Genomic DNA, 21,305 nt, shown 5'->3' on the forward strand with positions numbered 1-21,305 from the left:
TCAGCGACCGGCGGTCACCGACCGCCGGTCGTCGCGCTCGCGCCGACGGCGGATCTTGCGGATCACCCAAGTGATCGTCATGACGACGAAGACGGCTCCGATGGCGTAGTTGAACCAGTCGCTGTACCGCCCGACGTCCTGCCAGCGGCTGCCCAGCGCGTAGCCGGCCCCCACGATGAGGGCGTTCCACACGCCGCTGCCGATCGTGGTGAGCAGGACGAACTCACCGAGCGGCATCCGGTTGGCCCCGGCCGGAACGGAGACCAGGCTGCGGACCACCGGCACCACCCGGCCGATCAGCACCGCCCACCGACCGTGCCGCTCGAACCAGCGGTCGGCCTTCTCCAGGTCGTCGCGGTCCACCAACGGGATCCGGTCCAGCCAGCGCTTGAGCCGCTCCTCGCCGAGCGCCGCGCCGAGCCAGTAGAGCACCAGCGCGCCGACGAGCGAGCCGACCGTCGCGGCCAGCACCACGAGGACGACGTTGAACCGACCCTCGTGGGCCAGGAAACCGGCCATGGCCAGCACGATCTCGCTGGGGATCGGCGGGACGATGCTCTCCAACGCGACCAGCAGCGCCACGCCGACCGGGCCCGTCGCGTCGATCACCGAGGCCACCCACCCGGTCAGGCCGGTGAACTCGGACGGGTCACCAGTCTGGGCGTACGCCATTGGTCGTCCTTTCCGAGCCGGCTACCGGGGATCGGAAGGTCATACCCAGCGGCCGGCGGCACACACCTGCGCGTGAGCCCTGCCACGCCGGCCGGGTCAGCCCTCCGGGTGCAGCGCGGTGTCGGCCGGGCCCTGTCGCCAACCGGTGAACACCACGGTGAGGCCGGCGCGCGTCGGCGCGCAGCAGAACGGGCCGGCCATCGCTTCGGCCGCCGGGTCCAACGGGGCGAGGCGGACCAGTCGCCAGGCCGCATCCGCGACCCGGGCCCGTACGGTCAGCGCGTCGCCGGCCCGGCTGACCCGCACGGTCACCTCCTGGCCGGTCCACCCCGGGACCGGGGACACCGACCAGTCGGAGAACTCCCGGGTCGCCACCGCGCCGAGCTGGGACTCACCGTCGCTGACCTCGACGCCCGCCTTGACCCACGTCCCCTCGTCGACGCGGACCAGCACACCGGCCTGGTCGAACTGGGCCGAGAAGTCGAGGATGAAGCTCACCTCCATGGCGGCGCCGACCGGCAACGGCGCCAGCAGGGCGGGCCCGTTGTCGTGGACGAAGCCGTAACTGGTCCGCCGCCAGAAGTCCGTCTCCGCCCCGGCCTCGACGACCAGCTCGCCGGCCGGGCCCTCCTCGGCGCGGACCGGCGGGTGCAGCCAGGCGCCCCGGGCCCAGTCCAGCGGTTCGCTCGGCGGTACGAGGTCGATCTCCATGACCGGCACGGTAACCAACCGCGCCCGGCCCCGCCGCCCGGGTTTGCCGCCCGGGTTTGCCGTGGTGATCGACCGGAGATGTTCCTCCGGCATGGGTGACCGTTGGTATTCCGAAGCCGTCGTCTACTGCCTCGACATCGACACGTACGCCGACTCGGACGGCGATGGGGTCGGTGACATCCGTGGGCTGATCGGGAGGCTGGACTATCTGGCCCGGCTCGGCGTGACCTGCCTGTGGCTGCACCCGATCCACCCGTCGCCCAACCGCGACGACGGCTACGACGTCACCGACTTCTACAACGTGGACCCGCGCTTCGGCACCCTCGGTGACTTCGCCGAGCTGCTGCACCAGGCGCAGAACCGGGGCATCCGCGTGATCATCGACCTGGTGGTCAACCACACCTCCGACGAGCACCCGTGGTTCCAGTCCGCCCGCTCGTCGCCGGATTCGCCGTACCGCGACTGGTTCGTCTGGTCTGACACCGAGCCGGAGGACCGGCACCAGGGCATGGTCTTCCCCGGTGAGCAGAAGGAGACCTGGAGCTACGACCGGACCGCCAAGGCGTGGTTCTACCACCGGTTCTACAAGTTCCAGCCGGACCTCAACTTCGCCAACCCGCAGGTCCGGGCCGAGGTCAAGAAGATCATGTCGTTCTGGCTCCAGCTCGGGGTCTCCGGTTTCCGGATGGACGCCGTGCCGTTCATCATCGAGCTGACCGAGCCGGGCAACCCGAACTCGCCGAAGGACTTCGAGTTCCTCACCGAGATGCGCCAGCACGTGCAGTGGCGGCGCGGCGACGCCGTCCTGCTGGCCGAGGCGAACGTCGAACCCGACCAACTGCCGACGTTCTTCGGCGACACCAGCGGCTCCGGCAACCGCATCCACATGCTCTTCGACTTCATGCTCAACGGCCGGCTCATGCTCGCCCTGGCGCGGCAGGACCCGGAGTCGCTGATCGAGGCGTTGCGCGACACCCCGAAGCTGCCCGTCGGCGGGCAGTGGGCCACCTTCCTGCGCAACCACGACGAGATCGACCTGTCCCGGTTGACGACCGAACAGCGCAACCAGGTGTACGAGCAGTTCGGCCCGGACGAGAACATGCGCATCTACGACCGGGGCATCCGTCGCCGGCTCGCCCCGATGCTCGGCAACGACCGGCGGCGTATCGAGCTGGCGTACGCCCTGCAGTTCTCGATGCGCGGCACGCCGGTGCTGCGCTACGGCGAGGAGATCGGGATGGGCGAGGATCTGTCGCTGCCCGGTCGGGAGGCGATCCGTACCCCGATGCAGTGGTCGTACCAGCCGAATGCCGGCTTCTCCACCGCGGACCCGGAGAAGCTGGTCCGCCCGGTCATCGACAAGGGTGAGTTCGGCTACCAGAACGTCAACGTCACCGCCCAGCGCAACGACCCGAAGTCGCTGCTGGGCTGGTTCGAACGCATGATCCGGACCCTGCGGGAGGCCCCCGAGATCGGCTCCGGCTCGACTACCCACATCGACGTGGCGATGCCGGCCGGGGTGCTGGCGCACCGGGCGGACGGGCCGACCGGGACGATGGTCTTTGTGCACAACCTGGGCACCGATGACGTCGAGGTGGACCTGAGCAGCCTCGAACCGGAGGCCGACCTGCCGATCGACGTGCTCGCCGACCGTGGCTACGGCGAGTTGGGCAAGCTCGGCGCGGTGAAGGTCTCCGGGCACGGATACCGGTGGATTCGCCTATGCCGGGGTCGGGGGTTCTGACGTTAAGCTCCTCCGATCGACCCCACGTTACCGGGAGGTAATCATGTCGGAGGAGCCCCGCGTCGCCATCGTCACCGGAGCCGCGCGCGGTATCGGCGCGGCCACCGCCCGGCGGTTGGCCGCTGACGGGATGGCCGTCGCCGTGGTCGACATCGACGAGGCCGCCACCAAGGAGACGGTGGACGCCATCGTCGGCGCGGGCGGCCGTGCGCTCGGCGTGGGCGCCGACGTGTCCGACCGGGACCAGGTCGAGGCCGCCGTCGAGCGGGTCGCCGCCGAGCTGGGCGCGCCCACCGTGCTGGTCAACAACGCCGGCGTGCTCCGCGACAACCTGCTGTTCAAGATGACCACCGCCGACTGGGACACGGTCATGGGTGTGCACCTGCGCGGTGCGTTCCTGTTCAGCCAGGCCACCCAGAAGCACATGGTGGACCGCAAGTGGGGGCGGATCGTCAACCTCTCCAGCACGTCCGCGCTGGGCAACCGGGGCCAGGCGAACTACGCCGCGGCCAAGGCGGGCCTACAGGGCTTCACCAAGACGCTCGCCATCGAGCTGGGGCCGTTCGGGGTGACCGTCAACGCGGTCGCGCCTGGCTTCATCGTCACCGACATGACCGCGGCCACCGCCGCCCGCATGAAGGTCGACTTCGAGGACCTCCAGAAGCACGCCGCCGCCGAGATCCCGGTCCGTCGCCCGGGTCGCCCGGAGGACGTCGCGCACACCATCTCGTTCCTGACCAGCGAGGGGGCGGGCTTCGTCTCCGGGCAGGTCATCTACGTCGCCGGCGGCCCCCGGGCCTGACCCGCGCGCTCTCGTCACGCGGCCCGGCCGGTCAGGCCGGGTCGCGGCGGGTGCGCCAGAGCCAGAACAGGCCGAGCACCGGCAGCACCAGCGGGATGTAGCCGTATCCGCTGCCGAACTGCGACCACACCGTCTCGTCGGGGAACAGGTCCTTGTCGACCACGCTGAGGATGCCGACGGCGACGACCCCGACCAACTCCACCGAGCAGCAGGCCAGCGCCACCCGCCGGCCGGTGTGCCCGGCCCGGGCCAGACCCACCGCGGCCACGATGTAGATGAGCGCGGCCAGGGCGGAGAGCAGGTACGCCACCGGCGCCTCGTCGAACTTGGTGGCGATCTGCAGACCTGCCCGGCTGGTCGCCGCGATGGCGAAGAGCAGGTAGACCGCGATCAGCAGCCGGCCTGGACCGGCGTTCGTGGCCCGTCGGGTCGGTCGTGTCTCAACCACCGAGGACCTCCCAGGTCTGCTGCAACCGGACCACCACGACCGGCGCGACCAGGCAGACCGCGCAGACGATCGCCGACCCCCAGCGGGTCGGCTCCATCCGGGCCAGCACCCAGGCCAGCGGTGGCAGGCAGACCAGCGTGGCCAGGTAGCCGTAGAACGCGCCGGGCTCGCCCGGCCGGTCCCCGCCACCGACCGCGACCAGGGCCAGCACCCCCAACGCGAGCAGCGCCACCTCCAGTACGGCCAGACCGGCGAACTGCACCCGGTCCGGTGGCCGGTGGCGCACCGCCGCGACCAGCGCCCACACGGCGACGAGCAGGGACAGCACGATCGACGCCGTCGCGAGGAGCCCGTCCACCGGCGAGTCGGCGGCCGCGCTCGTCATCGGCCCCACCTGGTCGTTGCCTCGGTCACCGGCACAGCCTACTAACCGTCGTAGTACCCGGGTCACGCTGCCTGGCCGCCGCGCCCGCGGCGATTTGCCGACCGAGGTGCACGCGGCCCCTGTCGAGCTGCCCCACGAATGGGGCGGTGTCCACGGTTGGCGGCCGGTGACCGATCGCCTTGGAGCGCGTCGTTCGTTGGTCACCGGGGCGTTGGGCTGCTGTGGTTGGCGACCCGCCGCCGGTGAGCCGGGTGGGGCGACTAGCGTGGATCACGTCCGTGGCGTCGTCACGGTGCGGGGAAACAGCGGAGGTACACGTGCTGCGGTTCGGCTTGTTCGGCACCGGTCACTGGGCGATCGAGACGCACGGTAAGGCGCTGCACGCACACCCGGACGCGGAACTGGTCGGCGTGTGGGGGCGTAACCCCGAGCGGGCGTCGGCGCTGGCCGAGCGGTACGGGGTGCCCGCCTACGCCGAGGTCGACGCGTTGATCGAGCAGTGCGAGGCGATCGCTGTCGCGCTGCCGCCGGACATCCAGGCCGACATCGCGGTCCGTGCCGCCACCGCCGGCCGTCACCTGCTGCTGGACAAGCCACTGGCGCTCTCCGTCGAGGACGCCGACCGGGTGGTCGCCGCCGCCGAGGCGTCCGGGGTCGCCTCGGTCGTGTTCTTCACCCAGCGGTTCCAGCCGAACGTCACCGCGTTCCTCGCCGCGACCGCCGCCGCCGGAGGCTGGCAGCACGGCCGTACCACCGCCTTCGCGTCGATCTTCCAGGAGGGCAGCCCGTACGGCGGCTCCCTGTGGCGTCGCGAGCACGGCGCGCTCTGGGACATCGCCCCGCACGCGCTCTCCATCCTCCTGCCGGTGCTGGGACGGGTGACCCAGGTGGCGGCGATGGACGGGCCGAGCGGGATGGTGCACCTGCTGCTCACCCACGACGGCGGCGCCACCAGCAGCGCCTCGCTGTCCCTGGACGCCCCGCGCGAGGCGATGGCCCGGGAGTTCGTGTTCTACGGCGAGAACGGGATCGAGACCGTCCCGGTCGGCGAGAACGACGCCGCCACGGCGTTCGGTGTCGCGATCGACCAGCTCGTCGAGCAGGTGCGCACCGGCACCCGCGACCACCGCTGCGACGTCCGCTTCGGCCGCGAGGTCGTCACGATCCTCGCCGCCGCCGAAACCGCCCGCGCCGAATCCCGCACCATCCCCCTCCAGTAACCCACCCAGTGCGCCCCCACCCACCCCCACCCCCACCCCCACCCCCACCCCCACCCCCACCCCCACCCCCACCCCCACCCGATCGAGTTGATCATGAAGTTGTTGCCATCCCGAACGGCGTGTCGTGGCAATAACTTCATGATCAACGGGGGTTGAGGGGTGGGGCCGGGCGGGGCGGGGGAAATGGGTGGGGGGTTGGGGTGGGGGTCGGTAGGGTGGGGGCCATGTTCACGCATGCCCTGATCGAGGGGGTCGGTACGTCGGCCGCCTGGGGTGCCTTGCTGGTGTCCCGTCCGCGCGTCCGGCGTCCGGCCCTGACGGGCTGGGACGTGACCTGCCGCTGATCGGTCCACTTCGCGGTGCGCTGGGGCCCTCGCCCCGCCGCCGCTGATCCTTCGCCACGGCACGAGGCTGTCGCCTCGTCATCGCGTACCCGCGCATCGTCCAGGGCCGTCCGAGTCCCGATCCACTCGGACAGGTCCGGCAATTCCGGCTGCCTGTCCAGCCCGTCGCCGAGCGGCGACAGACAGGACGACGACCCGTGGCGCCTCGCCCGTTTCGATCAACCGAACGCGACCGGTCCCGTCGCGTACTCAGCCAGAACTTTCTCGTCGACCGTGCGGCCGTCCAGCGGGTCATCCGCGCCGCCGACCCCGATCCGGCCGGGCTCCTGCTGGAGGTCGGCGCCGGCCGGGGGCAGCTCACCCGACCGCTCGCGGCCCGGTGTGGGCGGCTGACGGCGTACGAGGTGGACCCGACCGTCCGTGGCGCGTTGGCCGCTGTCTGCGCGGAGTTGTCCAACGTGGAGCACCGGCAGGCCGACTTCCTGGCCGCCGAGCCGCCACCGGAGCCGTTCGCGGTGGTCGGCAACATCCCGTGGTCGCTGACCTCCGCCGTGGTGCGGTGGTGCCTGGCCGCGCCCGGGTTGCGGTCCGCGACGCTGCTCACCCAACTGGAGTACGCCCGCCGCCGCAGTGGCGACTACGGCCGGTGGACCCGGCTCACCGTCTCGACCTGGCCGGAGTTCGGGTGGCGGCTGGCGGGGCGGGTGCCGCGTACGGCGTTCCGGCCGGTGCCGGCGGTCGACGCCGGGATCCTGCGCATCGAGCGTCGGCCGGAGCCGCTGCTGACGGTGGCGGCTCTGCCCGCGTACCGAAGGCTCGTGGAGTGGGGTTTCGAGGGCGTCGGCGGCTCGCTCGCCGCGACCCTGCGCCGGCACCACCCGCCGGCCCGGGTCGCGGCCGCCCTGCGAGCGACGCGGATCGCGTCGGACACCCCCGTGGGGTACGTCTGGCCGGAGCAGTGGCTGGTGCTGTTCCGGCTGCTGCACGCGCGGTGACCGGCGGGTCAGGCGAGGGTGGTCAGCGCCTCGCTCAGCTCGGCCGGGGACTCAAACTGTTCGGCAGGCAACGCCTGCAACATCTGCAACAGGGCCGTGCTGGCCCCGTTCTCCTGCCCCCAGCGGACGAGGTCCTCGCGGGAGACCGGGTAGTCGAGCCCGGCCAGGTACTCCTGCAACTGCACGCCGGTGACGGTCATGCCGGTCGGCTACCCGCTCGCCGCTTCCGTACACGCGCACGGCGTGTCGGTGGGCGACGCGCCGACGGTTTGCCGGCGCGACCGCCGGGTAGCCGCTGCCATGCTGGTTCAGCGGCTCGGCGCGCCGAGCGACTTCGACCCGTTGCTGGAGCGCGTCCGGGACGCCCGGGTGGTGATGATCGGCGAATCCACCCACGGCAGCTACGACTACTACCGGCTGCGCGAGCAGCTCACCCGTCGGCTGATCGCGGAGTGCGGCTTCTCGTTCGTGGCCGTGGAAGGCGACTGGCCGGACTGCGACCGGGTGCACCGCTCGGTCACCGCCGCGCCCGGCGGGGCCCACGATCCACAGTTGGCGCTGGAGGGCTTCGAGCGGTGGCCGACCTGGATGTGGGCGAACGCCGAGGTGGCGCGCTTCTGTCGCTGGCTGCGGGCGTGGAACCTGGAGCGGCCGGAGGACGGGCGGGCCGGCTTCCACGGGCTCGACGTCTACAGCCTCTGGGAGTCGATGCAGGCGATCTTCGACTACCTGGGGGAGGAGGACCCGACCTCGTTGGAGGCGGCGCAGGACGCGTACCGGTGCTTCGAGCCGTACGGCAAGCGGGTCGAGGAGTACGGCGCGGCCAGCCGCTTCGTCTCCGCCCGCTGCGAGGAGGAGGTCGTCCGGCTGCTGGCGCGTACCCGGGAACAGGCCATGTCGGACGGCCCGGACCGCTTCTCGGCCTGGCAGAACGCGGAGGTGGTGGCCGGCGCGGAGCGTTACTACCGGGCGATGGTGGCCGGCGGCCCGGACTCGTGGAACATCCGTGACACCCACATGCAGGACACCCTGGACCGGCTGCTGCAACGCTACGGCCCGGACGCCCGCGGGATCGTCTGGGCGCACAACACGCACGTGGGCGACGCGCGGGCCACCGACATGGCCGCGGACGGCATGGTCAACATTGGTCAGTTGGCCCGCGAGCGGCACGGCGACGACGCGGTGGCGTTGGTCGGGTTCGGCACCTACCGGGGCACGGTGATCGCCGCTCCCCGGTGGGGTTCGCCCGCCGCGGCGATGGTGGTGCCGCCGGCGCGCGAGGGTTCGGTGGAGCGGCGGTTGCACGAGCTGATGCCGGAGCGGGCGGTGCTCGTCTTCGGCGGCGACGACCAGCCGGGCTGGGTCACCGAACCCGCGGATCACCGGGCGATCGGGGTGGTCTACGACCCGTCCTTCGAGTCCTGGGGCAACTACGTGCCGACCCGGCTGGGCGAACGCTACGACGCCTTCATCTGGTGCGACGAGACGACGGCCCTGCATCCGCTGGCGGTCCCCGCCGTACCCGGTGAGATGGAGACGTACCCGGCCGGCGTGTGAGCGAAAGGTGCGGCGCCCGAGCGGGCGCCGCACCTTTCGTGGTCGGGACGGGTCAGACCCGGGTGGGGGTCCGGGTCGTCAGGTGGTCGCGCAGACCCTCGCCCTCGATGTCGACGTTCGGCAGAGCGCGGGAGAGCCAGCGGGGCAGCCACCAGGCACGGTCACCGAGCAGGGACATCACGGCCGGGACGATGGTCATGCGGACCACGAAGGCGTCGATGGCCACGCCGATGGCCAGCGCGAAGCCCATCGACTTGATCACCGGATCGTCGAGGAAGACGAAGCCCCCGAACACCGAGATCATGATCAACGCGGCGGCGGTGACCACGCGCGCGCCGTGCCCCATGCCGCTGATCGTGGCCTGCCGGGCGGTCTCGCCGTGCACGAAGTCCTCCCGCATCCGGGACACCAGGAACACCTCGTAGTCCATCGCGAGCCCGAACAGGATGCCGATGAGCAGGATCGGCAGGAAGCTGATCAGCGGGCCGGGCGTGTCCAGGCCCACCAGGTCGGCGAGGTGCCCCTGCTGGAACACCGCCACCGTGATGCCGAACGTGGCGGCGACGGTGAGCAGGAAGCCCAGCGCGGCCTTGACCGGCACCAGCAGCGAGCGGAACACCAGCATCAGCAGCAGGACCGAGAGCCCCACCACCAGCAGCAGGTAGACCGGCAGCGCGTCGGAGAGCTTCTCGGAGACGTCGATGCCGATCGCGGTGACGCCGGTGAGCAGCACGTCCGCGTCGCGGATCCCGCTCACCGAGTTGCGGATGTCGTGCACCACCGTCTCGGTGGCCTCGTCGGTCGGGCCGGTCTTCGGCACCACGCCGAGCAGCGCCGTCCGGCCGTCCGGGCTGAGTTGCGCCGGCGCCACCGCGAGGACGTTCTCGGTGCGCTGGAGCAGCGCGGTGACCTGCGGTACGGCGGCCGAGGTGGCCTGCGGCGAGTCACCGGCGACGACGACCGCCAGTCGACCGGTGAAGCCCGCGCCGAAGCCCTCGGTGATCAGGTCGTTCGACACCCGGGCCGGCGAGCCGACGGCCGCCGTCGAGGCGTCCGGCAACGCCAGCCGCATGTCCGGCGTGGGCAGCGCGAGCAGTCCCAGGCCGAGCAGGCCGACCAGGATGACGGGTACGCGGAACCGGGTGACGAACCGCGCCCAGCGGAAGCCGAACCGGGACCGGTCCTCGGTGGCCGCGTTCGTCTCGATGGCCGGTCCGCCGGCGGTCTCGTCGGTGGGGACGGCGCGCAGCCGGCGGGGGAGAACCCGGCGTCCGGCGAAGCCGAGCAGCGCCGGCGCGAGGGTGATGGCGACGAGCACGGCCACGGTGACGGTGCCGGCGGCGGCGAGACCCATCACGGTGAGGAACGGGATGTCCACCACGGCGAGCCCGGCGAGTGCGATGACCACGGTGGCGCCCGCGAAGACAACGGCGGAGCCGGCGGTGCCCACGGCGCGGCCGACGGCCTCGTCCGGGGGCAGACCGTCGAGCAGGTTCTGCCGGTGCCGGGAGGTGATGAACAGCGAGTAGTCGATGCCGACGGCGAGGCCGAGCATCAGCGCCAGGATCGGCGCCGTGCTGGTCAACTGGACGACGCCACTCAGGGCGAACAGCCCGGCCATGCCGGCACCCACGCCGATCAGCGCGTTGAGCATGGTCATCCCGGCGGCCACGAGCGAGCCGAAGGTGATGATCAGGACGATCGCGGCGACCACGACGCCGAGCGCCTCGGTCGAGCCGATCTCCGGCTCCCCGCCCAGCACCTCGCCGCCCGGGGCGACCTGCCAACCCTGTGCCTTCGCCGCCGCGCCGACCTGCTCGTATGCGGCCTTCTGGTCGTCGGTCACCTCGTCCGCGCCGGTGGCGAACTGAACCTGGACCAGCGCGTACCGGCCGTCGGGCGAGACCGCGCCGACCTGGAGCGGGTTGACCGCGCCGACCACGCCGGGCAGCGTTCCGGCCTGCTGGACCAGCTCCTGCACCACGGCCTGGCCCTGTGGGGTGCCGAGTTGGCCGTCTCCGGGCGCCTTGACCGCGATGGTGCCGGTCGCGCCGCTGGCCGCCGGGAACTGCTCGGCGAGCAGGTCGAGCGCGCGCTGGCTCTCGGTGCCGGGCATGGTGAAGTTGCTCGCCGTCGGGCCGCGCAGGGTCGCCGCGGCCAGACCGGCGCCGACGAGTACGACGAGCCAGAGCGCGACGACGAGCCGTCGCCGGCGCAACGCGCCCCGGCCGAGCCGGTAGAGCAGGGTGGCCATCAGGAGTCCTTGTCCTCGGTCGTGGGTGGATGGGTCAGGGGTGCGTCGACGGGTTCGACGGCCCGCCGGACGAGGGCGAGCAGGGCGGCGCGCAGTTCGTCGTCGGGGATGTCGGCGAACTCGGCGCACGCCTCGGAGATGCCGGCCAGCAGGACCAGCGCGGCGATCCGGGCGCCCGGACGGTCGGAGTGCCCGGCCAACGCGTCACGCAGCCGGTCGGAGATCTCCTGGATGTGCGCGAACGCCGGCTGGCACAGCAGCTCGGGGAATTCACCGCGCAGCACCGCGATCTCCCGCCGGAACCGGACCGCGAGGTCGACGAAGCCCGCTGCGGCGACCTCCTGGGCGGCCGCTCCGGTCCGGCCGGTGAGCTGGTCGTCGAGGTCGCGCAGCACGCCGATCGCGGGTGCCATCAGCTCGGCGAGCAGGGCTTCCTTGTTGGCGAAGTGGTAGAGCACCGTGGCCTTGGAGCAGCCGACCTCGCGGGCGATGTCCTGCAACGAGGTGCCCCGGTAGCCGGTCACCGCGAACCGTCGCGCCGCCGCGGCGAGGATCTCGCCGTGCGTCTCGGACACCGCTCTGGCCATCACCGGTCCACCTCCGTGAACCAGCATGCCTGACCGATCGGTCAGACCCTGACCGATCGGTCAGAAGAACGTGGTGGCGTTCCCCACACCGGTGCCTGGTTTAGCCGGCGTGCTCGGCGTCGTACCTGGTCCGCGCCTCAGCGATGGCGCGGCGGTGCCGTTCGGCCCAACTGGTCAGCGCCACCAGGGACTCGTACAGCTCCAGCGCCATCGGCGTGGCCGTGTACTCCACCTTCGGCGGGACGGTCGGATAGACCGTGCGGCGCAGCAGGCCGTCGCGCTCCAGGTTGCGCAGGGTCAGGGTGAGCATCCGGCGGCTGATGCCCTCGATGTGCCGCTCCAGCTCGGTGAAGCGCACCGGACCGTTCGACGCGGCCACCAGGATGCCGATGCTCCACTTGCCGCCGACCCGGTCCAGCACCTCGCGGACGGTGCACGCCCGAGCCTGCCCGGGGGTGAACGGCACGTTCCCGGCGGCGCGGGTGAACTCCGCCTCGACCTGCGCGGACACATCGCTGTTCCTCTGGGACATCACAGTGCCTCCTTCCGCTCCGACTCATGGTCACAGACGATGACCTCGGTAACAAACCGTGCACCAAGGAGGACTTCCGATGGACCGTACCGTCCCGGCCCGCTGGCCGGCCCTGCTCGTGCTCTGCGCCGGCAGCCTGATGATCATCCTGGACGGCAGTGTCGTGTCGGTGGCCCTGCCCTCCGTACAACGCGATCTGGGTTTCACCGCCGCCGGACTGGCCTGGGTGGTCAACGCCTACCTGGTGGCGTTCGGCGGGCTGCTGCTGCTCGCCGGCCGCCTCGGCGACCTGCTCGGCCGGCGTCGGGTCTTCCTGGCCGGCGTCGTGCTGTTCACAGTGGCCTCGCTGGCCTGCGCGACGGCCACCGGCCCGGCCCTGCTCGTCGGCGCGCGGTTCGGCCAGGGCGTCGGCGGCGCGCTCGCCATGGCGGTCAGCCTCGGCATGATCGTCCGGCTCTATCCCGAGTCTGTCGAGCGGGCCCGTGCCATCGCCGTGTTCAGCTTCACCGGGGCGGCCGGCGCCACGATCGGCACGGTCGCCGGCGGGGTGCTCACCGAGCTGGCCGGTTGGCGTTCGATCTTCCTGGTGAACCTGCCGATCGGGGCGGCGATCCTGCTCGCCGCCGTCCGCCAACTCCCCGCCGAACGGGGCATCGGCCTGCGGGCCGGCCTCGACGTGCCCGGCGCCCTGCTGGCCACCGCCGGCCTGATGGCCGCCGTGCTGGCCATCGTGGGGACCGGTGAGCACGGCTGGACCAGCCTGCGGACCCTCGGCGCGGCGGTGCTCGCGGCGCTGCTGCTCGGCGGCTTCGCCGTACGCCAGCGGACGGCGGCGACCCCGCTGCTGCCGGCACGGGTGCTGCGCGTGCCGGGCCTGGTCGCGGCCAACGCGGTGCAGTTCCTCATGGTCGCCGCGTACTTCGGCTTCCAGTTCCTGCTCGCCGTGGAGCTGCAACTCGTGCTCGGGCTGGACGCGGCGGCCACCGGCTGGGCCTTCCTGCCCACCCCGGTGGTGATCGCGGTGGTGTCGCTCGGCCTGGCCGGTCGGCTGATCGGCCGGTGGGGCGCCCGGAGCGTGCTGCTGGTCGGGTTGAGCCTCGCGATCGTCGGTTTCCTGCTGCTCGCCCGGTTGCCCGCCGACGGCCGTTACCTCGCCGACGTACTCCCCGCGCTTGTGGTCTTCGGGGTGGCCGGCGGCCTGACCCTGCCGGCCGTCACCACACTGGCCATGGTCGGCGCGACCGACGCCGACGCCGGGCTGGCGTCCGGGTTGGCCAACACCACCCAGCAGGTCGGCGGGGCGGTCGGCCTGGCGGCGCTGGCGACCCTGGCCGCGTCCCGCAGCGACGGCCTCCGGGCCGCCGGTCGGGCCGAGGAGGTGGCGCTGGCCGGCGGCTACCGGGTCGCGTACGCCGTGGCCGCCGCTCTGGTGCTCGCCGCGTTGCTGGTGGCGCTGGGCACGCTGCCCCGCCGCCCGACCGGCCGGCGGCCCGACGTCGATGCGCCGGTCGACGACGGCGAGCAGCGGAATCGTTCGGTGTCCAAGCGCCGCGTCCGGTTGACCGACGACGCCGGGGCCGGGAGGGTGATCGGGTGAGTGAGGCTGACGAGACCCGCGACGGCGTGGCCCTGACCAACCTGGACCAGCCGCTGTCCGACCGGGACGACGCGACCAAACGCGACCTGGTCGACTACCTCGACGCGGTCCGGGAGCCGATCATCGGGCAGCTGCGGGACCGTCCGCTGTCGGTGATCCGGGTCCGCCCCGGCCAGCCGCCGTTCATGCAGAAGAACCTGCCCCGCTACACCCCGGAGTGGGTCCGCCGGGTGCCGGTCTGGGCCGAGGCGTCGCACCGGGAGATCTCGTACGCCCTCTGCGACGACCGGCGCACCCTGCTCTGGTTCGCCAACCAGCGGGCCGTCGAATACCACCCCACGCTGGCCACCGCAGCCGACCTGCACCGACCGACGCACCTGGTGCTCGACCTGGACCCGCCCGAGGGCGACGGGTTCCGCGCGGCCGTCGCCGCCGCCCTGCTGGTCCGCCAGGCGCTCGCCGACGCCGGCCTCGCCGGAGCGGTCAAGACCAGCGGCGCCAAGGGCGTGCACGTCTTCGTCCCGGTGACGGGTGACCCCACCGCCGAGGAGTTGGCCGCCGCCACCAGGGCGCTCGCCGTCCGCGCCGAGCGGCTGGACCCGGCGCTGGCCACCACGGCGTACATCAAGGAAGACCGGGGCGGGAAGGTCTTCGTGGACGCCACCCGAGCCGGCGGGGCGACGGTGGTGGCCGCGTACAGCCCGCGACTGCGGCCCGGAATGCCGGTCTCCTTCCCGGTCGACTGGTCCGACCTGACCGAGGTGACCCCGGCGGACTTCACCATCCGGACGGTGCCGCCGCTGGTCGACGGGACCGACCCGTGGGTCGCGCTGATGCCGGCGCCGCAGGCGCTCCCCGCCGACCTGGTGGCAGAGGGCCGGACCATCCCGGTGGCCCGGGTGCAGGCCATGCACGAGGGCAAGCGCCGGGCCCGCGCCCGCCGCGAGGCCGGCTGACGGTACGCGCGGTTTCCTTGATCGACCACGATCATCGGAGGCGCGCGGTCCTCGACGGTCCCTGTTGTCGGGGGTCTGTGGCACGATTTTCCAGGTGACCAGCCGATCCGCCGAGAGCCAGCGCCTGAGCGATCTCGCCCGGCTGCGCCGCGTCCGCGACCGCATCGACCGGGAGTACGCGCAGCCGTTGGACGTCGAGGCGCTCGCCCGGGGCGTCCACATGTCGGCCGGGCACCTCAGTCGGGAGTTCCGGCTCGCCTACGGCGAATCTCCGTACAGCTATCTCATGACCCGGCGCGTGGAGCGCGCCATGGCGCTGCTGCGTCGCGGCGACCTGAGCGTCACCGATGTCTGTTTCGCGGTCGGCTGCTCGTCGCTCGGCACCTTCAGCACCCGCTTCACCGAGCTGGTCGGGGTGCCGCCGAGCACCTACCGCCGGGAGGCGGCGCTCGCGACGGCCGGGCTGCCGTCGTGCACGGCCAAGCAGGTGACCAGACCGGTCAGGAATCGAGAAGCGCAGGTCACGCCGCCACCCCTAGCGTGACTGCCACGGGTCGGGTCGGCGGGGGCGAGCCGCGTCGGCCGTGACCCCGGGGCCCCGCCCGCCCGAGAAGATGGAGACACCATGAGCAAGGCCACGGACCCGCCCGCGGCGCACGTCGCCGACCGGCACGACCTGATCCGGGTGCAGGGCGCGCGCGTGAACAACCTCAAGGACGTCACGGTCGAGCTTCCGAAGCGCCGACTGACGGTGTTCACCGGGGTCTCCGGCTCGGGCAAGAGCTCGCTGGTGTTCGGCACCATCGCGGCCGAGTCGCAGCGGATGATCAACGAGACCTACAGCGCCTTCGTGCAGGGCTTCATGCCGACCCTGACCCGGCCCGAGGTCGACGTGCTGGACGGGCTGACCACCGCGATCATTGTCGACCAGGAGCGGATGGGCGCCAACGCCCGCTCCACGGTCGGCACCGCCACGGACGCCAACGCGATGCTGCGCATCCTCTTCAGCCGGCTTGGGCAGCCGCACATCGGCTCGCCGAACGCGTTCTCCTTCAACGTCCCCTCGGTCCGGGCGACCGGCGCGATCACGGTGGAGCGCGGCGCGGGCCGGACGAAGACCGAGAAGGCGACCTTCAACCGTCTCGGCGGCATGTGTCCGCGCTGCGAGGGCATGGGCGCGGTCACCGACTTCGACCTGTCGGCGCTGTACGACGACAGCAGGTCGCTCAACGAGGGTGCGATCACGATCCCCGGCTACAGCATGGAGGGCTGGTACGGCCGGATCTTCCGGGGCTGCGGCTACTTCGACCCGGACAAGCCGATCCGCAAATACACCAAGAAGGAGTTGCAGGACCTGCTCCACCGGGAGCCGACCAAGATCAAGGTCGACGGCATCAACCTGACGTACGTGGGCCTCATCCCGCAGATCCAGAAGTCGTTCCTCTCCAAGGACATCGACACGCTGCAACCGCACATCCGCGCTTTCGTGGACCGTGCGGTGACGTTCACGACCTGCCCCGACTGCGCCGGCACCCGGCTCAGCGCGGAGGCCCGCTCGTCGAAGATCGAGGGCAAGAACATCGCCGACGTCTGCGCGATGCAGATCAGCGACCTGGCGGCCTGGGTCCGGGGCATCAGGGAGCCGTCGGTGGCGCCGCTGCTCACCGGGCTGCAACATCTCCTCGACTCGTTCGAGGAGATCGGGTTGGGCTACCTGTCGCTCGACCGGCCCTCGGGCACGCTCTCCGGTGGCGAGGCGCAGCGCACCAAGATGATCCGCCACCTCGGGTCGTCGCTCACCGACGTCACGTACGTCTTCGACGAGCCGACGATCGGGCTGCACCCGCACGACATCGCGCGGATGAACGGCCTGCTGCTGCGCCTGCGGGACAAGGGCAACACCGTCCTGGTGGTGGAGCACAAGCCGGAGGCGATCGCCATCGCCGACCACGTCGTCGATCTCGGGCCGGGCGCCGGCACCGCCGGAGGCGAGGTGGTGTTCGAGGGCACCGTCGACGGGCTGCGCGCCAGCGACACGCTGACCGGGCGGCACCTGGACGACCGGGCCCGCCTGAAGACATCCGTACGGACGCCGTCGGGTGTGCTCAAGGTGCGGGGCGCGAACACCCACAACCTGCGCGACGTCGACGTCGACATCCCGCTCGGCGTGCTCGTGGTGGTGACCGGTGTGGCCGGTTCGGGAAAGAGTTCGCTGATCCACGGCTCGGTGTCCGACCGGGACGGGGTGGTGTCGGTCGACCAGAGCGCGATCCGCGGCTCCCGCCGGAGCAACCCGGCGACGTACACGGGCCTGCTCGACCCGATCCGCAAGGCGTTCGCGAAGGCCAACGGTGTGAAGCCGGCCCTGTTCAGCGCCAACTCCGAGGGCGCCTGCCCCGGCTGCAACGGCGCCGGCGTCATCTACACCGACCTGGGGATGATGGCCGGTGTCGCCGCCACCTGCGAGGAGTGCGAGGGGAGGCGGTTCCAGGCGTCGGTCCTGGAGTACCGGTTCGGCGGCCGTGACATCAGCGAGGTGCTCGCCATGTCGGTGCGCGAGGCCGAGGCGTTCTTCTCCGCCGGTGAGGCGCGTACGCCCGCCGCGCACGCCATCCTCGACCGGCTCGTCGACGTCGGGCTCGGCTACCTCAGCCTCGGCCAGCCGCTGACCACCCTGTCCGGCGGCGAGCGGCAGCGGCTCAAGCTGGCCACCCGGATGGCCGAGAAGGGCGGCGTGTACGTCCTCGACGAGCCGACCACCGGCCTGCACCTCGCCGACGTCGAGCAGCTGCTCGGCCTGCTGGACCGACTGGTCGACTCCGGCAAGTCGGTGATCGTCGTCGAGCATCACCAGGCGGTCATGGCGCACGCCGACTGGATCATCGACCTCGGTCCGGGCGCCGGCCACGACGGCGGCCGGATCGTCTTCGAAGGCACCCCGGCCGATCTCGTCGCCGCCCGCTCCACCCTCACCGGCGAGCACCTGGCGGCGTACGTCGGCGGCTGAGCCTCGACGAAGGCGCGGACGGGCCTGTTGTCGTTTTCGTCCAAGACGACCGCCGGGGCCGCGATCTAGCGTGGACCCGGCAGCCCGCCCGAGCAGGAGGAGACGGCACAATGCGTGACCTGGTCTACACCGGTTTCATGTCCCTCGACGGTGTCGTGGATTCCCCCGGCGGCGGGCCGGGGGAGGAGCACCGCAGCGGCGGGTGGGTGTTCAAGGATCTCGAGTTCGTCCCGGAAGCCTGGTCGCTCAAGGGCGAGGAACTCGCCGACACGACGGCGCTGATGTTCGGCCGCCGCAGCTACGAGGCGTTCGCGCCGGTCTGGCCCGGTTCGGAGGACCACGCCGCCTACAAGGACCTCCCCAAGTACGTGGTGTCGGCCACGCTGCCTGACGACGCCCTGGTGGGTGGGTGGGGGCCGACCACGATCCTGCGGTCGACCGAGGACGTCGCGGCGCTCAAGGCGGGCGAGGGCGGCGCGATCTTCATCCACGGCAGCGCGGAGCTGGCCCGGCGACTGTCCGACGCGGGCCTGATCGACCAGTACAACCTGTTGGTCCTCCCCGTGCTGCTCGGTGCCGGCAAGAGCCTGTTCGGCCGAGCCGACCGGGACAAGCACATGCTGACGCTGCGGGAGTCGGAGAGCTACTCGAACGGCATCCTGAAACTGGTCTACGACGTCAGGCGCTGATCGAGGTCGAGGGCGATCGGGCCGCCGACGCCCGCGCGCAACTGCCCGACGGTCCGTCCGACGTAGGCGCGGAGTGCCCTCGCCAGGTGCGGCTCGTCGTAGTAGTCGAGCTTGGCGACGACGTGCGCGGTCGGGTCGCCGGCGGCCAGCAGCTCGGCCGCCGTACGGGCGCGTTCGATCTGCCGGACCGCGCCCCGCGACAGCCCGGTCGCGGCGCGGAACCGGCGTTCGACCGTGCGCTCCGAGGCGGCCGGGCGGTGACCACGCAGCACGTCGACGACGAGCAGGTCCCGGACCACGGTCCCGGCCCGGACGAGCCTGTCGACCAGGGCCTCGACGTCGTCGGGGCCTGGCGTCTCCCAGCGTGCGCCGTCCAGCCGGAACGTCCGATGGGTGGTGTCGGGGAGCCCGATGCCGCCGTCGACGAGTGTGGGCGCGGGCACGGCCCGCAATGAGGTGCCCACGGCGAACTCGATGCCGGTAAAGGTCGCGCCCTGCGGCACCGGTGCCGTGCCGGTCCGGGTCTCGGGGCCGGTGATGCCCGAGTACGTGCGGCCGGCCTGCTCCCAGAACACCAGGCCCCAACGCGCCCCTGCGACGGACGTCATCGATGTGGTCTGCTCGCTCGTGCACGTCCACACCGTGTCGACCCACGGGGAGTCGGACCGACGTGTCGTGAACTGCAGACCCACGGGCGAAGGATAGCCGCAGCGGGCGTGGCGGCGGGGTTGGCCGCTGCTCAGCGCGGCACGGAGGTGGCGGAGTGGACAACCACTCGGTGAGGTTCTGAAAGTGTGCCCCCGGCAGGATTCGAACCTGCGCCCCCGCCTCCGGAGGGCGGTGCTCTATCCCCTGAGCTACGGGGGCTCAGCGACTGGAGAAGACTAGCAAACCTCCCCCGCGTACGCCGAATCGGTATCGGGTGAGCCGGTCGTGTCGGTGACCGGCCCACCCGGTGCTCAGGCCGCGATCGCGCGCCCGCAACTGGGCAGCGGGTGCAGGACGATCCGTCGGGGCAGGCGACGCGGCCACTCGTTGCGCGGCCAGGACCCGTCCACGATCAGGTGCACCGTCCGCTGCTCCTCGCCGCTGAGTCGCAGCACGAAGTCGCGGGGGAGCGGCGGGTCGACAGTCGGTGTGGTGATCATGAAGCGCACCCGGCCCCGGGACGACACGGCGGAGATCACGTCGGCCGCCGGCATCGTGCCCCGCAGCCGCACCCGGCCGATCCAGTAGACCTCGGCCAGGTGCTCCTGGGCCGTCCGGGTGATCGCCGGGTACTCGCTGCGTACCCAGCGCTCGACCGCGCTGACGCAGAGCCCGCAGGCCCGCTCGCGCGGTTCCCGCGGACCCAACCCCCAGGCCCGCAGGTACGCCCCGACCGCGCCCGCGTCCAGCGGGAGGTCGAACCGGCGCTGGATGAGCGTGGTGAGGCTCTGCCGCGTCCACAGCTCCTCGTCCAGGCCGAACTCGTCGGGGTGGACGCCCCGGAGTGTGTCGATCAGTTCGAGTTCCTGTTCGCGGCTGAGCGTTCCCGGCTCGCCCTGCCGCTGTCCGCGACGGACGGCTGCCACCGCCCCGTCACCGCCGATGGTGTGGCGTCGGCACCAACTGGTGACCGAGCGCCGTGCGTCTCTGAGTGCAACCCCCACGTCTTGGGCAACGAGCCCGAATCACAACTGGTCACGATATGTGCGGAGAAAACTCTCTAAGCGATGTAATCGCCTGTACGACGCGAAACGCCCCCAAGCGACGAACGGGCACCTATCGGGCGAGAATGGCCTGCGGGTGGCGCCGGCAGGCCCGGCGGAAAGGCGCCCAGCGGGGTCGAGCCGACCTGTCCGCCGCCAGGTCGCCGATGCGGCGGCATTCGCACGCCTGGACACCGCCACATCGCCGATCCCGTGTGGATCATGCGCGCCCCGGCGGCGTGAGCGCCGTGATCGACTCGGGTTCTTGGATGTCGGGGTGTCCCGGTCGCGTCGACAGCCCGCTTTGCAGGAACCCGAGTCGATCATCGAGACCGCGCCCCGCCAGACCGCGCCGCCGCGGCCCGGGACAGCGGCCGGACATGACGCGGGCCCGCGTCCCGCCGATGAATGGCGGGAACGCGGGCCCGGTGTGCCCGTGCGGAGGGTCAGCCCTTGGCCTGCGCCTGGAGCTGCCGGAGGTTGTTCAGCTCGGACTGCTGGGTGGCCTTCATGGTCTGGGCCATGCGTACCACCTCGGCGTTGTCGGTCTCCGCGAGCGCCGCGTCGATCATGTGGATCCCGCCGAGGTGGTGGTCGTACATCAGGGCCAGGAACTGCCGGTCCACCTCGATGCCCTTGGCGTCGCGCAACGAGGCCATCTGCTGCGGGGTGGCCATGCCCGGCATCAGCCCGTCCTTGACCACGGCCCCGTCGGACATCCACGACATCGGCGGCTGCGACCCGGTCGGGCTCAGCTGCCACTCGCGCAGCCAGGTCTGCATGGCGCCGATCTCGCCCTGCTGACCGGTGGCGATGTCGACGGCGATCTGCCGCACCTCGGGCAGCGTCGCCGACCGGTACGCGATCAGGCTCATCTCGACCGCCTGGGCGTGGTGGGTCGTCATGTCCCGCGCGAAACCCGCCTCGACCGAGGAGTCACCGGGTCGGGTGAGGCGAGGGGTGAGCAGGCCGCCGGCGTACCCGAGCAGCAGGCCCACCACCACCATGATGGCGAGCGCTGCGACGCCGTAGCGCCGCGCCGGTGCCCGGCCGCCCTCGTCCGGGGCGGCCACGTCGTCGTGCTCGGTGTCGGTGGTGGCGGGGGCTGTCATCG

General features: G+C 71.9%; 21 protein-coding genes and 1 tRNA gene. 10 read left to right on the plus strand and 12 right to left on the minus strand.

All coding sequences use genetic code 11. From position 1 onward, the window contains the following. Together ACGGAQ_RS27475 and ACGGAQ_RS27480 are read right to left on the minus strand one after the other, a co-directional pair. On the minus strand, positions 1 to 672 hold the full coding sequence (locus tag ACGGAQ_RS27475; RefSeq protein WP_393054021.1) for a DedA family protein: 672 nt from the start codon (positions 670 to 672) through the stop codon (positions 1 to 3). Between the two features lie 96 nt (positions 673 to 768). Next, positions 769 to 1,383 carry a DUF1349 domain-containing protein gene (locus ACGGAQ_RS27480; RefSeq protein WP_354860448.1) on the minus strand — a complete coding sequence of 205 codons (615 nt, stop codon included), beginning with the start codon at positions 1,381 to 1,383 and terminating at the stop codon, positions 769 to 771. A gap of 91 nt (positions 1,384 to 1,474) precedes the next feature. On the opposite strand from ACGGAQ_RS27480, the gene ACGGAQ_RS27485 reads away from it, so the two are divergent. Both ACGGAQ_RS27485 and fabG read left to right on the plus strand, forming a co-directional pair. Continuing rightward, a complete protein-coding gene (locus tag ACGGAQ_RS27485; RefSeq protein ID WP_393054024.1) occupies positions 1,475 to 3,127 on the plus strand; it encodes an alpha-amylase family protein in 1,653 nt (550 codons plus the stop codon). A gap of 43 nt (positions 3,128 to 3,170) precedes the next feature. Then, positions 3,171 to 3,929, plus strand: a complete 759-nt coding sequence (fabG, locus tag ACGGAQ_RS27490; RefSeq protein WP_393054027.1) for a 3-oxoacyl-ACP reductase FabG — start codon at positions 3,171 to 3,173, stop codon at positions 3,927 to 3,929. Positions 3,930 to 3,960: 31 nt separating this feature from the next. On the opposite strand, the gene ACGGAQ_RS27495 is transcribed toward fabG, so the two are convergent. Together ACGGAQ_RS27495 and ACGGAQ_RS27500 are read right to left on the minus strand one after the other, a co-directional pair. Continuing rightward, positions 3,961 to 4,377, minus strand: a complete 417-nt coding sequence (locus ACGGAQ_RS27495; protein WP_393054030.1) for a hypothetical protein — start codon at positions 4,375 to 4,377, stop codon at positions 3,961 to 3,963. Then, the gene (locus ACGGAQ_RS27500; RefSeq protein WP_234585948.1) at positions 4,370 to 4,762 is read right to left on the minus strand and encodes a hypothetical protein; all 393 of its coding nucleotides are present in this window, start codon (positions 4,760 to 4,762) and stop codon (positions 4,370 to 4,372) included. The genes ACGGAQ_RS27495 and ACGGAQ_RS27500 overlap by 8 nt, the downstream gene beginning before the upstream one ends. Before the next feature lie 317 nt (positions 4,763 to 5,079). On the opposite strand from ACGGAQ_RS27500, the gene ACGGAQ_RS27505 reads away from it, so the two are divergent. Continuing rightward, on the plus strand, positions 5,080 to 5,982 hold the full coding sequence (locus tag ACGGAQ_RS27505) for a Gfo/Idh/MocA family protein (protein WP_393054033.1): 903 nt from the start codon (positions 5,080 to 5,082) through the stop codon (positions 5,980 to 5,982). A 541-nt stretch (positions 5,983 to 6,523) separates the two neighbouring features. Further along, positions 6,524 to 7,321, plus strand: a complete 798-nt coding sequence (erm, locus tag ACGGAQ_RS27510; RefSeq protein WP_393054036.1) for an ErmE/ErmH/ErmO/ErmR family 23S rRNA (adenine(2058)-N(6))-methyltransferase — start codon at positions 6,524 to 6,526, stop codon at positions 7,319 to 7,321. 8 nt (positions 7,322 to 7,329) lie between these two features. Here the strand turns inward: erm and ACGGAQ_RS27515 are convergent, their stop codons facing one another. Continuing rightward, positions 7,330 to 7,521, minus strand: a complete 192-nt coding sequence (locus tag ACGGAQ_RS27515) for a DUF2795 domain-containing protein (RefSeq protein ID WP_203178077.1) — start codon at positions 7,519 to 7,521, stop codon at positions 7,330 to 7,332. Between the two features lie 100 nt (positions 7,522 to 7,621). Here ACGGAQ_RS27515 and ACGGAQ_RS27520 point away from each other — a divergent pair, with 100 nt between their 5' ends. Then, positions 7,622 to 8,878 (plus strand): erythromycin esterase family protein, encoded by a 1,257-nt coding sequence (locus ACGGAQ_RS27520; protein ID WP_393054196.1) that lies wholly within the window; start codon positions 7,622 to 7,624, stop codon positions 8,876 to 8,878. Positions 8,879 to 8,930: 52 nt separating this feature from the next. Here ACGGAQ_RS27520 and ACGGAQ_RS27525 read toward each other — a convergent pair whose 3' ends face one another. The 3 genes from ACGGAQ_RS27525 to ACGGAQ_RS27535 form a co-directional block, all read right to left on the minus strand. Then, positions 8,931 to 11,132: an MMPL family transporter gene (locus ACGGAQ_RS27525; RefSeq protein ID WP_393054040.1), complete on the minus strand. Its 2,202-nt coding sequence runs from the start codon at positions 11,130 to 11,132 to the stop codon at positions 8,931 to 8,933. Next, a complete protein-coding gene (locus ACGGAQ_RS27530) occupies positions 11,132 to 11,719 on the minus strand; it encodes a helix-turn-helix domain-containing protein (RefSeq protein ID WP_354859238.1) in 588 nt (195 codons plus the stop codon). The genes ACGGAQ_RS27525 and ACGGAQ_RS27530 overlap by 1 nt, the downstream gene beginning before the upstream one ends. 100 nt (positions 11,720 to 11,819) lie before the next feature. Beyond that, positions 11,820 to 12,254, minus strand: coding sequence for a winged helix-turn-helix transcriptional regulator (locus ACGGAQ_RS27535; protein WP_393054044.1), 435 nt, complete (start codon positions 12,252 to 12,254; stop codon positions 11,820 to 11,822). A gap of 76 nt (positions 12,255 to 12,330) precedes the next feature. Between ACGGAQ_RS27535 and ACGGAQ_RS27540 the strand changes: the two genes are divergently transcribed. The 5 genes from ACGGAQ_RS27540 (at position 12,331) to ACGGAQ_RS27560 (ending at position 18,500) form a co-directional block, all read left to right on the plus strand. Further along, positions 12,331 to 13,848: an MFS transporter gene (locus ACGGAQ_RS27540; protein ID WP_393054047.1), complete on the plus strand. Its 1,518-nt coding sequence runs from the start codon at positions 12,331 to 12,333 to the stop codon at positions 13,846 to 13,848. Continuing rightward, a complete protein-coding gene (locus ACGGAQ_RS27545) occupies positions 13,845 to 14,804 on the plus strand; it encodes a DNA polymerase domain-containing protein (RefSeq protein ID WP_393054050.1) in 960 nt (319 codons plus the stop codon). The genes ACGGAQ_RS27540 and ACGGAQ_RS27545 overlap by 4 nt, the downstream gene beginning before the upstream one ends. A 94-nt stretch (positions 14,805 to 14,898) precedes the next feature. After that, entirely contained in the window at positions 14,899 to 15,348 is a 450-nt protein-coding gene (locus tag ACGGAQ_RS27550) for a helix-turn-helix transcriptional regulator (protein WP_234585913.1), read from the plus strand. Positions 15,349 to 15,429: 81 nt separating this feature from the next. Then, the gene (locus ACGGAQ_RS27555) at positions 15,430 to 17,811 is read left to right on the plus strand and encodes an ATP-binding cassette domain-containing protein (protein ID WP_393054052.1); all 2,382 of its coding nucleotides are present in this window, start codon (positions 15,430 to 15,432) and stop codon (positions 17,809 to 17,811) included. Between the two features lie 110 nt (positions 17,812 to 17,921). Next, positions 17,922 to 18,500, plus strand: a complete 579-nt coding sequence (locus tag ACGGAQ_RS27560) for a dihydrofolate reductase family protein (RefSeq protein ID WP_393054055.1) — start codon at positions 17,922 to 17,924, stop codon at positions 18,498 to 18,500. Here ACGGAQ_RS27560 and ACGGAQ_RS27565 read toward each other — a convergent pair. The 4 genes from ACGGAQ_RS27565 to ACGGAQ_RS27580 all read right to left on the minus strand — a co-directional run bounded on the left by ACGGAQ_RS27565 (position 18,482) and on the right by ACGGAQ_RS27580 (position 21,303). Then, positions 18,482 to 19,192, minus strand: coding sequence for a helix-turn-helix domain-containing protein (locus ACGGAQ_RS27565; protein ID WP_393054058.1), 711 nt, complete (start codon positions 19,190 to 19,192; stop codon positions 18,482 to 18,484). The two genes, ACGGAQ_RS27560 and ACGGAQ_RS27565, sit on opposite strands and share 19 nt — an antisense overlap. Before the next feature lie 103 nt (positions 19,193 to 19,295). Next, positions 19,296 to 19,367: transfer RNA gene (locus ACGGAQ_RS27570), tRNA-Arg, on the minus strand. Positions 19,368 to 19,459: 92 nt separating this feature from the next. After that, entirely contained in the window at positions 19,460 to 20,152 is a 693-nt protein-coding gene (locus ACGGAQ_RS27575; RefSeq protein ID WP_266245768.1) for a winged helix-turn-helix domain-containing protein, read from the minus strand. Positions 20,153 to 20,637: 485 nt separating this feature from the next. After that, complete coding sequence (locus tag ACGGAQ_RS27580; RefSeq protein ID WP_393054061.1) at positions 20,638 to 21,303, minus strand: DUF305 domain-containing protein; 666 nt, start codon at positions 21,301 to 21,303, stop codon at positions 20,638 to 20,640. Between the last annotated feature and the right edge of the window lie 2 nt (positions 21,304 to 21,305).

It is taken from the genome of Micromonospora sp. NPDC047557 (assembly GCF_043205095.1).
GTDB lineage: Bacteria > Actinomycetota > Actinomycetes > Mycobacteriales > Micromonosporaceae > Micromonospora.

Excerpts from the sequence above, each read along its gene's own strand:
- ACGGAQ_RS27475 (WP_393054021.1), bottom strand. The coding sequence starts at position 672 with ATGGCGTACGCCCAGACTGGTGACCCGTCCGAGTTCACCGGCCTGACC.
- ACGGAQ_RS27480 (WP_354860448.1), bottom strand. The coding sequence starts at position 1,383 with ATGGAGATCGACCTCGTACCGCCGAGCGAACCGCTGGACTGGGCCCGG.
- ACGGAQ_RS27485 (WP_393054024.1), top strand. The coding sequence starts at position 1,475 with ATGGGTGACCGTTGGTATTCCGAAGCCGTCGTCTACTGCCTCGACATC.
- fabG (WP_393054027.1), top strand. The coding sequence starts at position 3,171 with ATGTCGGAGGAGCCCCGCGTCGCCATCGTCACCGGAGCCGCGCGCGGT.
- ACGGAQ_RS27500 (WP_234585948.1), bottom strand. The coding sequence starts at position 4,762 with ATGACGAGCGCGGCCGCCGACTCGCCGGTGGACGGGCTCCTCGCGACG.
- ACGGAQ_RS27515 (WP_203178077.1), bottom strand. The coding sequence starts at position 7,521 with ATGACCGTCACCGGCGTGCAGTTGCAGGAGTACCTGGCCGGGCTCGAC.
- ACGGAQ_RS27520 (WP_393054196.1), top strand. The coding sequence starts at position 7,622 with ATGCTGGTTCAGCGGCTCGGCGCGCCGAGCGACTTCGACCCGTTGCTG.
- ACGGAQ_RS27525 (WP_393054040.1), bottom strand. The coding sequence starts at position 11,132 with ATGGCCACCCTGCTCTACCGGCTCGGCCGGGGCGCGTTGCGCCGGCGA.
- ACGGAQ_RS27530 (WP_354859238.1), bottom strand. The coding sequence starts at position 11,719 with ATGGCCAGAGCGGTGTCCGAGACGCACGGCGAGATCCTCGCCGCGGCG.
- ACGGAQ_RS27540 (WP_393054047.1), top strand. The coding sequence starts at position 12,331 with ATGGACCGTACCGTCCCGGCCCGCTGGCCGGCCCTGCTCGTGCTCTGC.
- ACGGAQ_RS27555 (WP_393054052.1), top strand. The coding sequence starts at position 15,430 with ATGAGCAAGGCCACGGACCCGCCCGCGGCGCACGTCGCCGACCGGCAC.
- ACGGAQ_RS27560 (WP_393054055.1), top strand. The coding sequence starts at position 17,922 with ATGCGTGACCTGGTCTACACCGGTTTCATGTCCCTCGACGGTGTCGTG.
- ACGGAQ_RS27580 (WP_393054061.1), bottom strand. The coding sequence starts at position 21,303 with ATGACAGCCCCCGCCACCACCGACACCGAGCACGACGACGTGGCCGCC.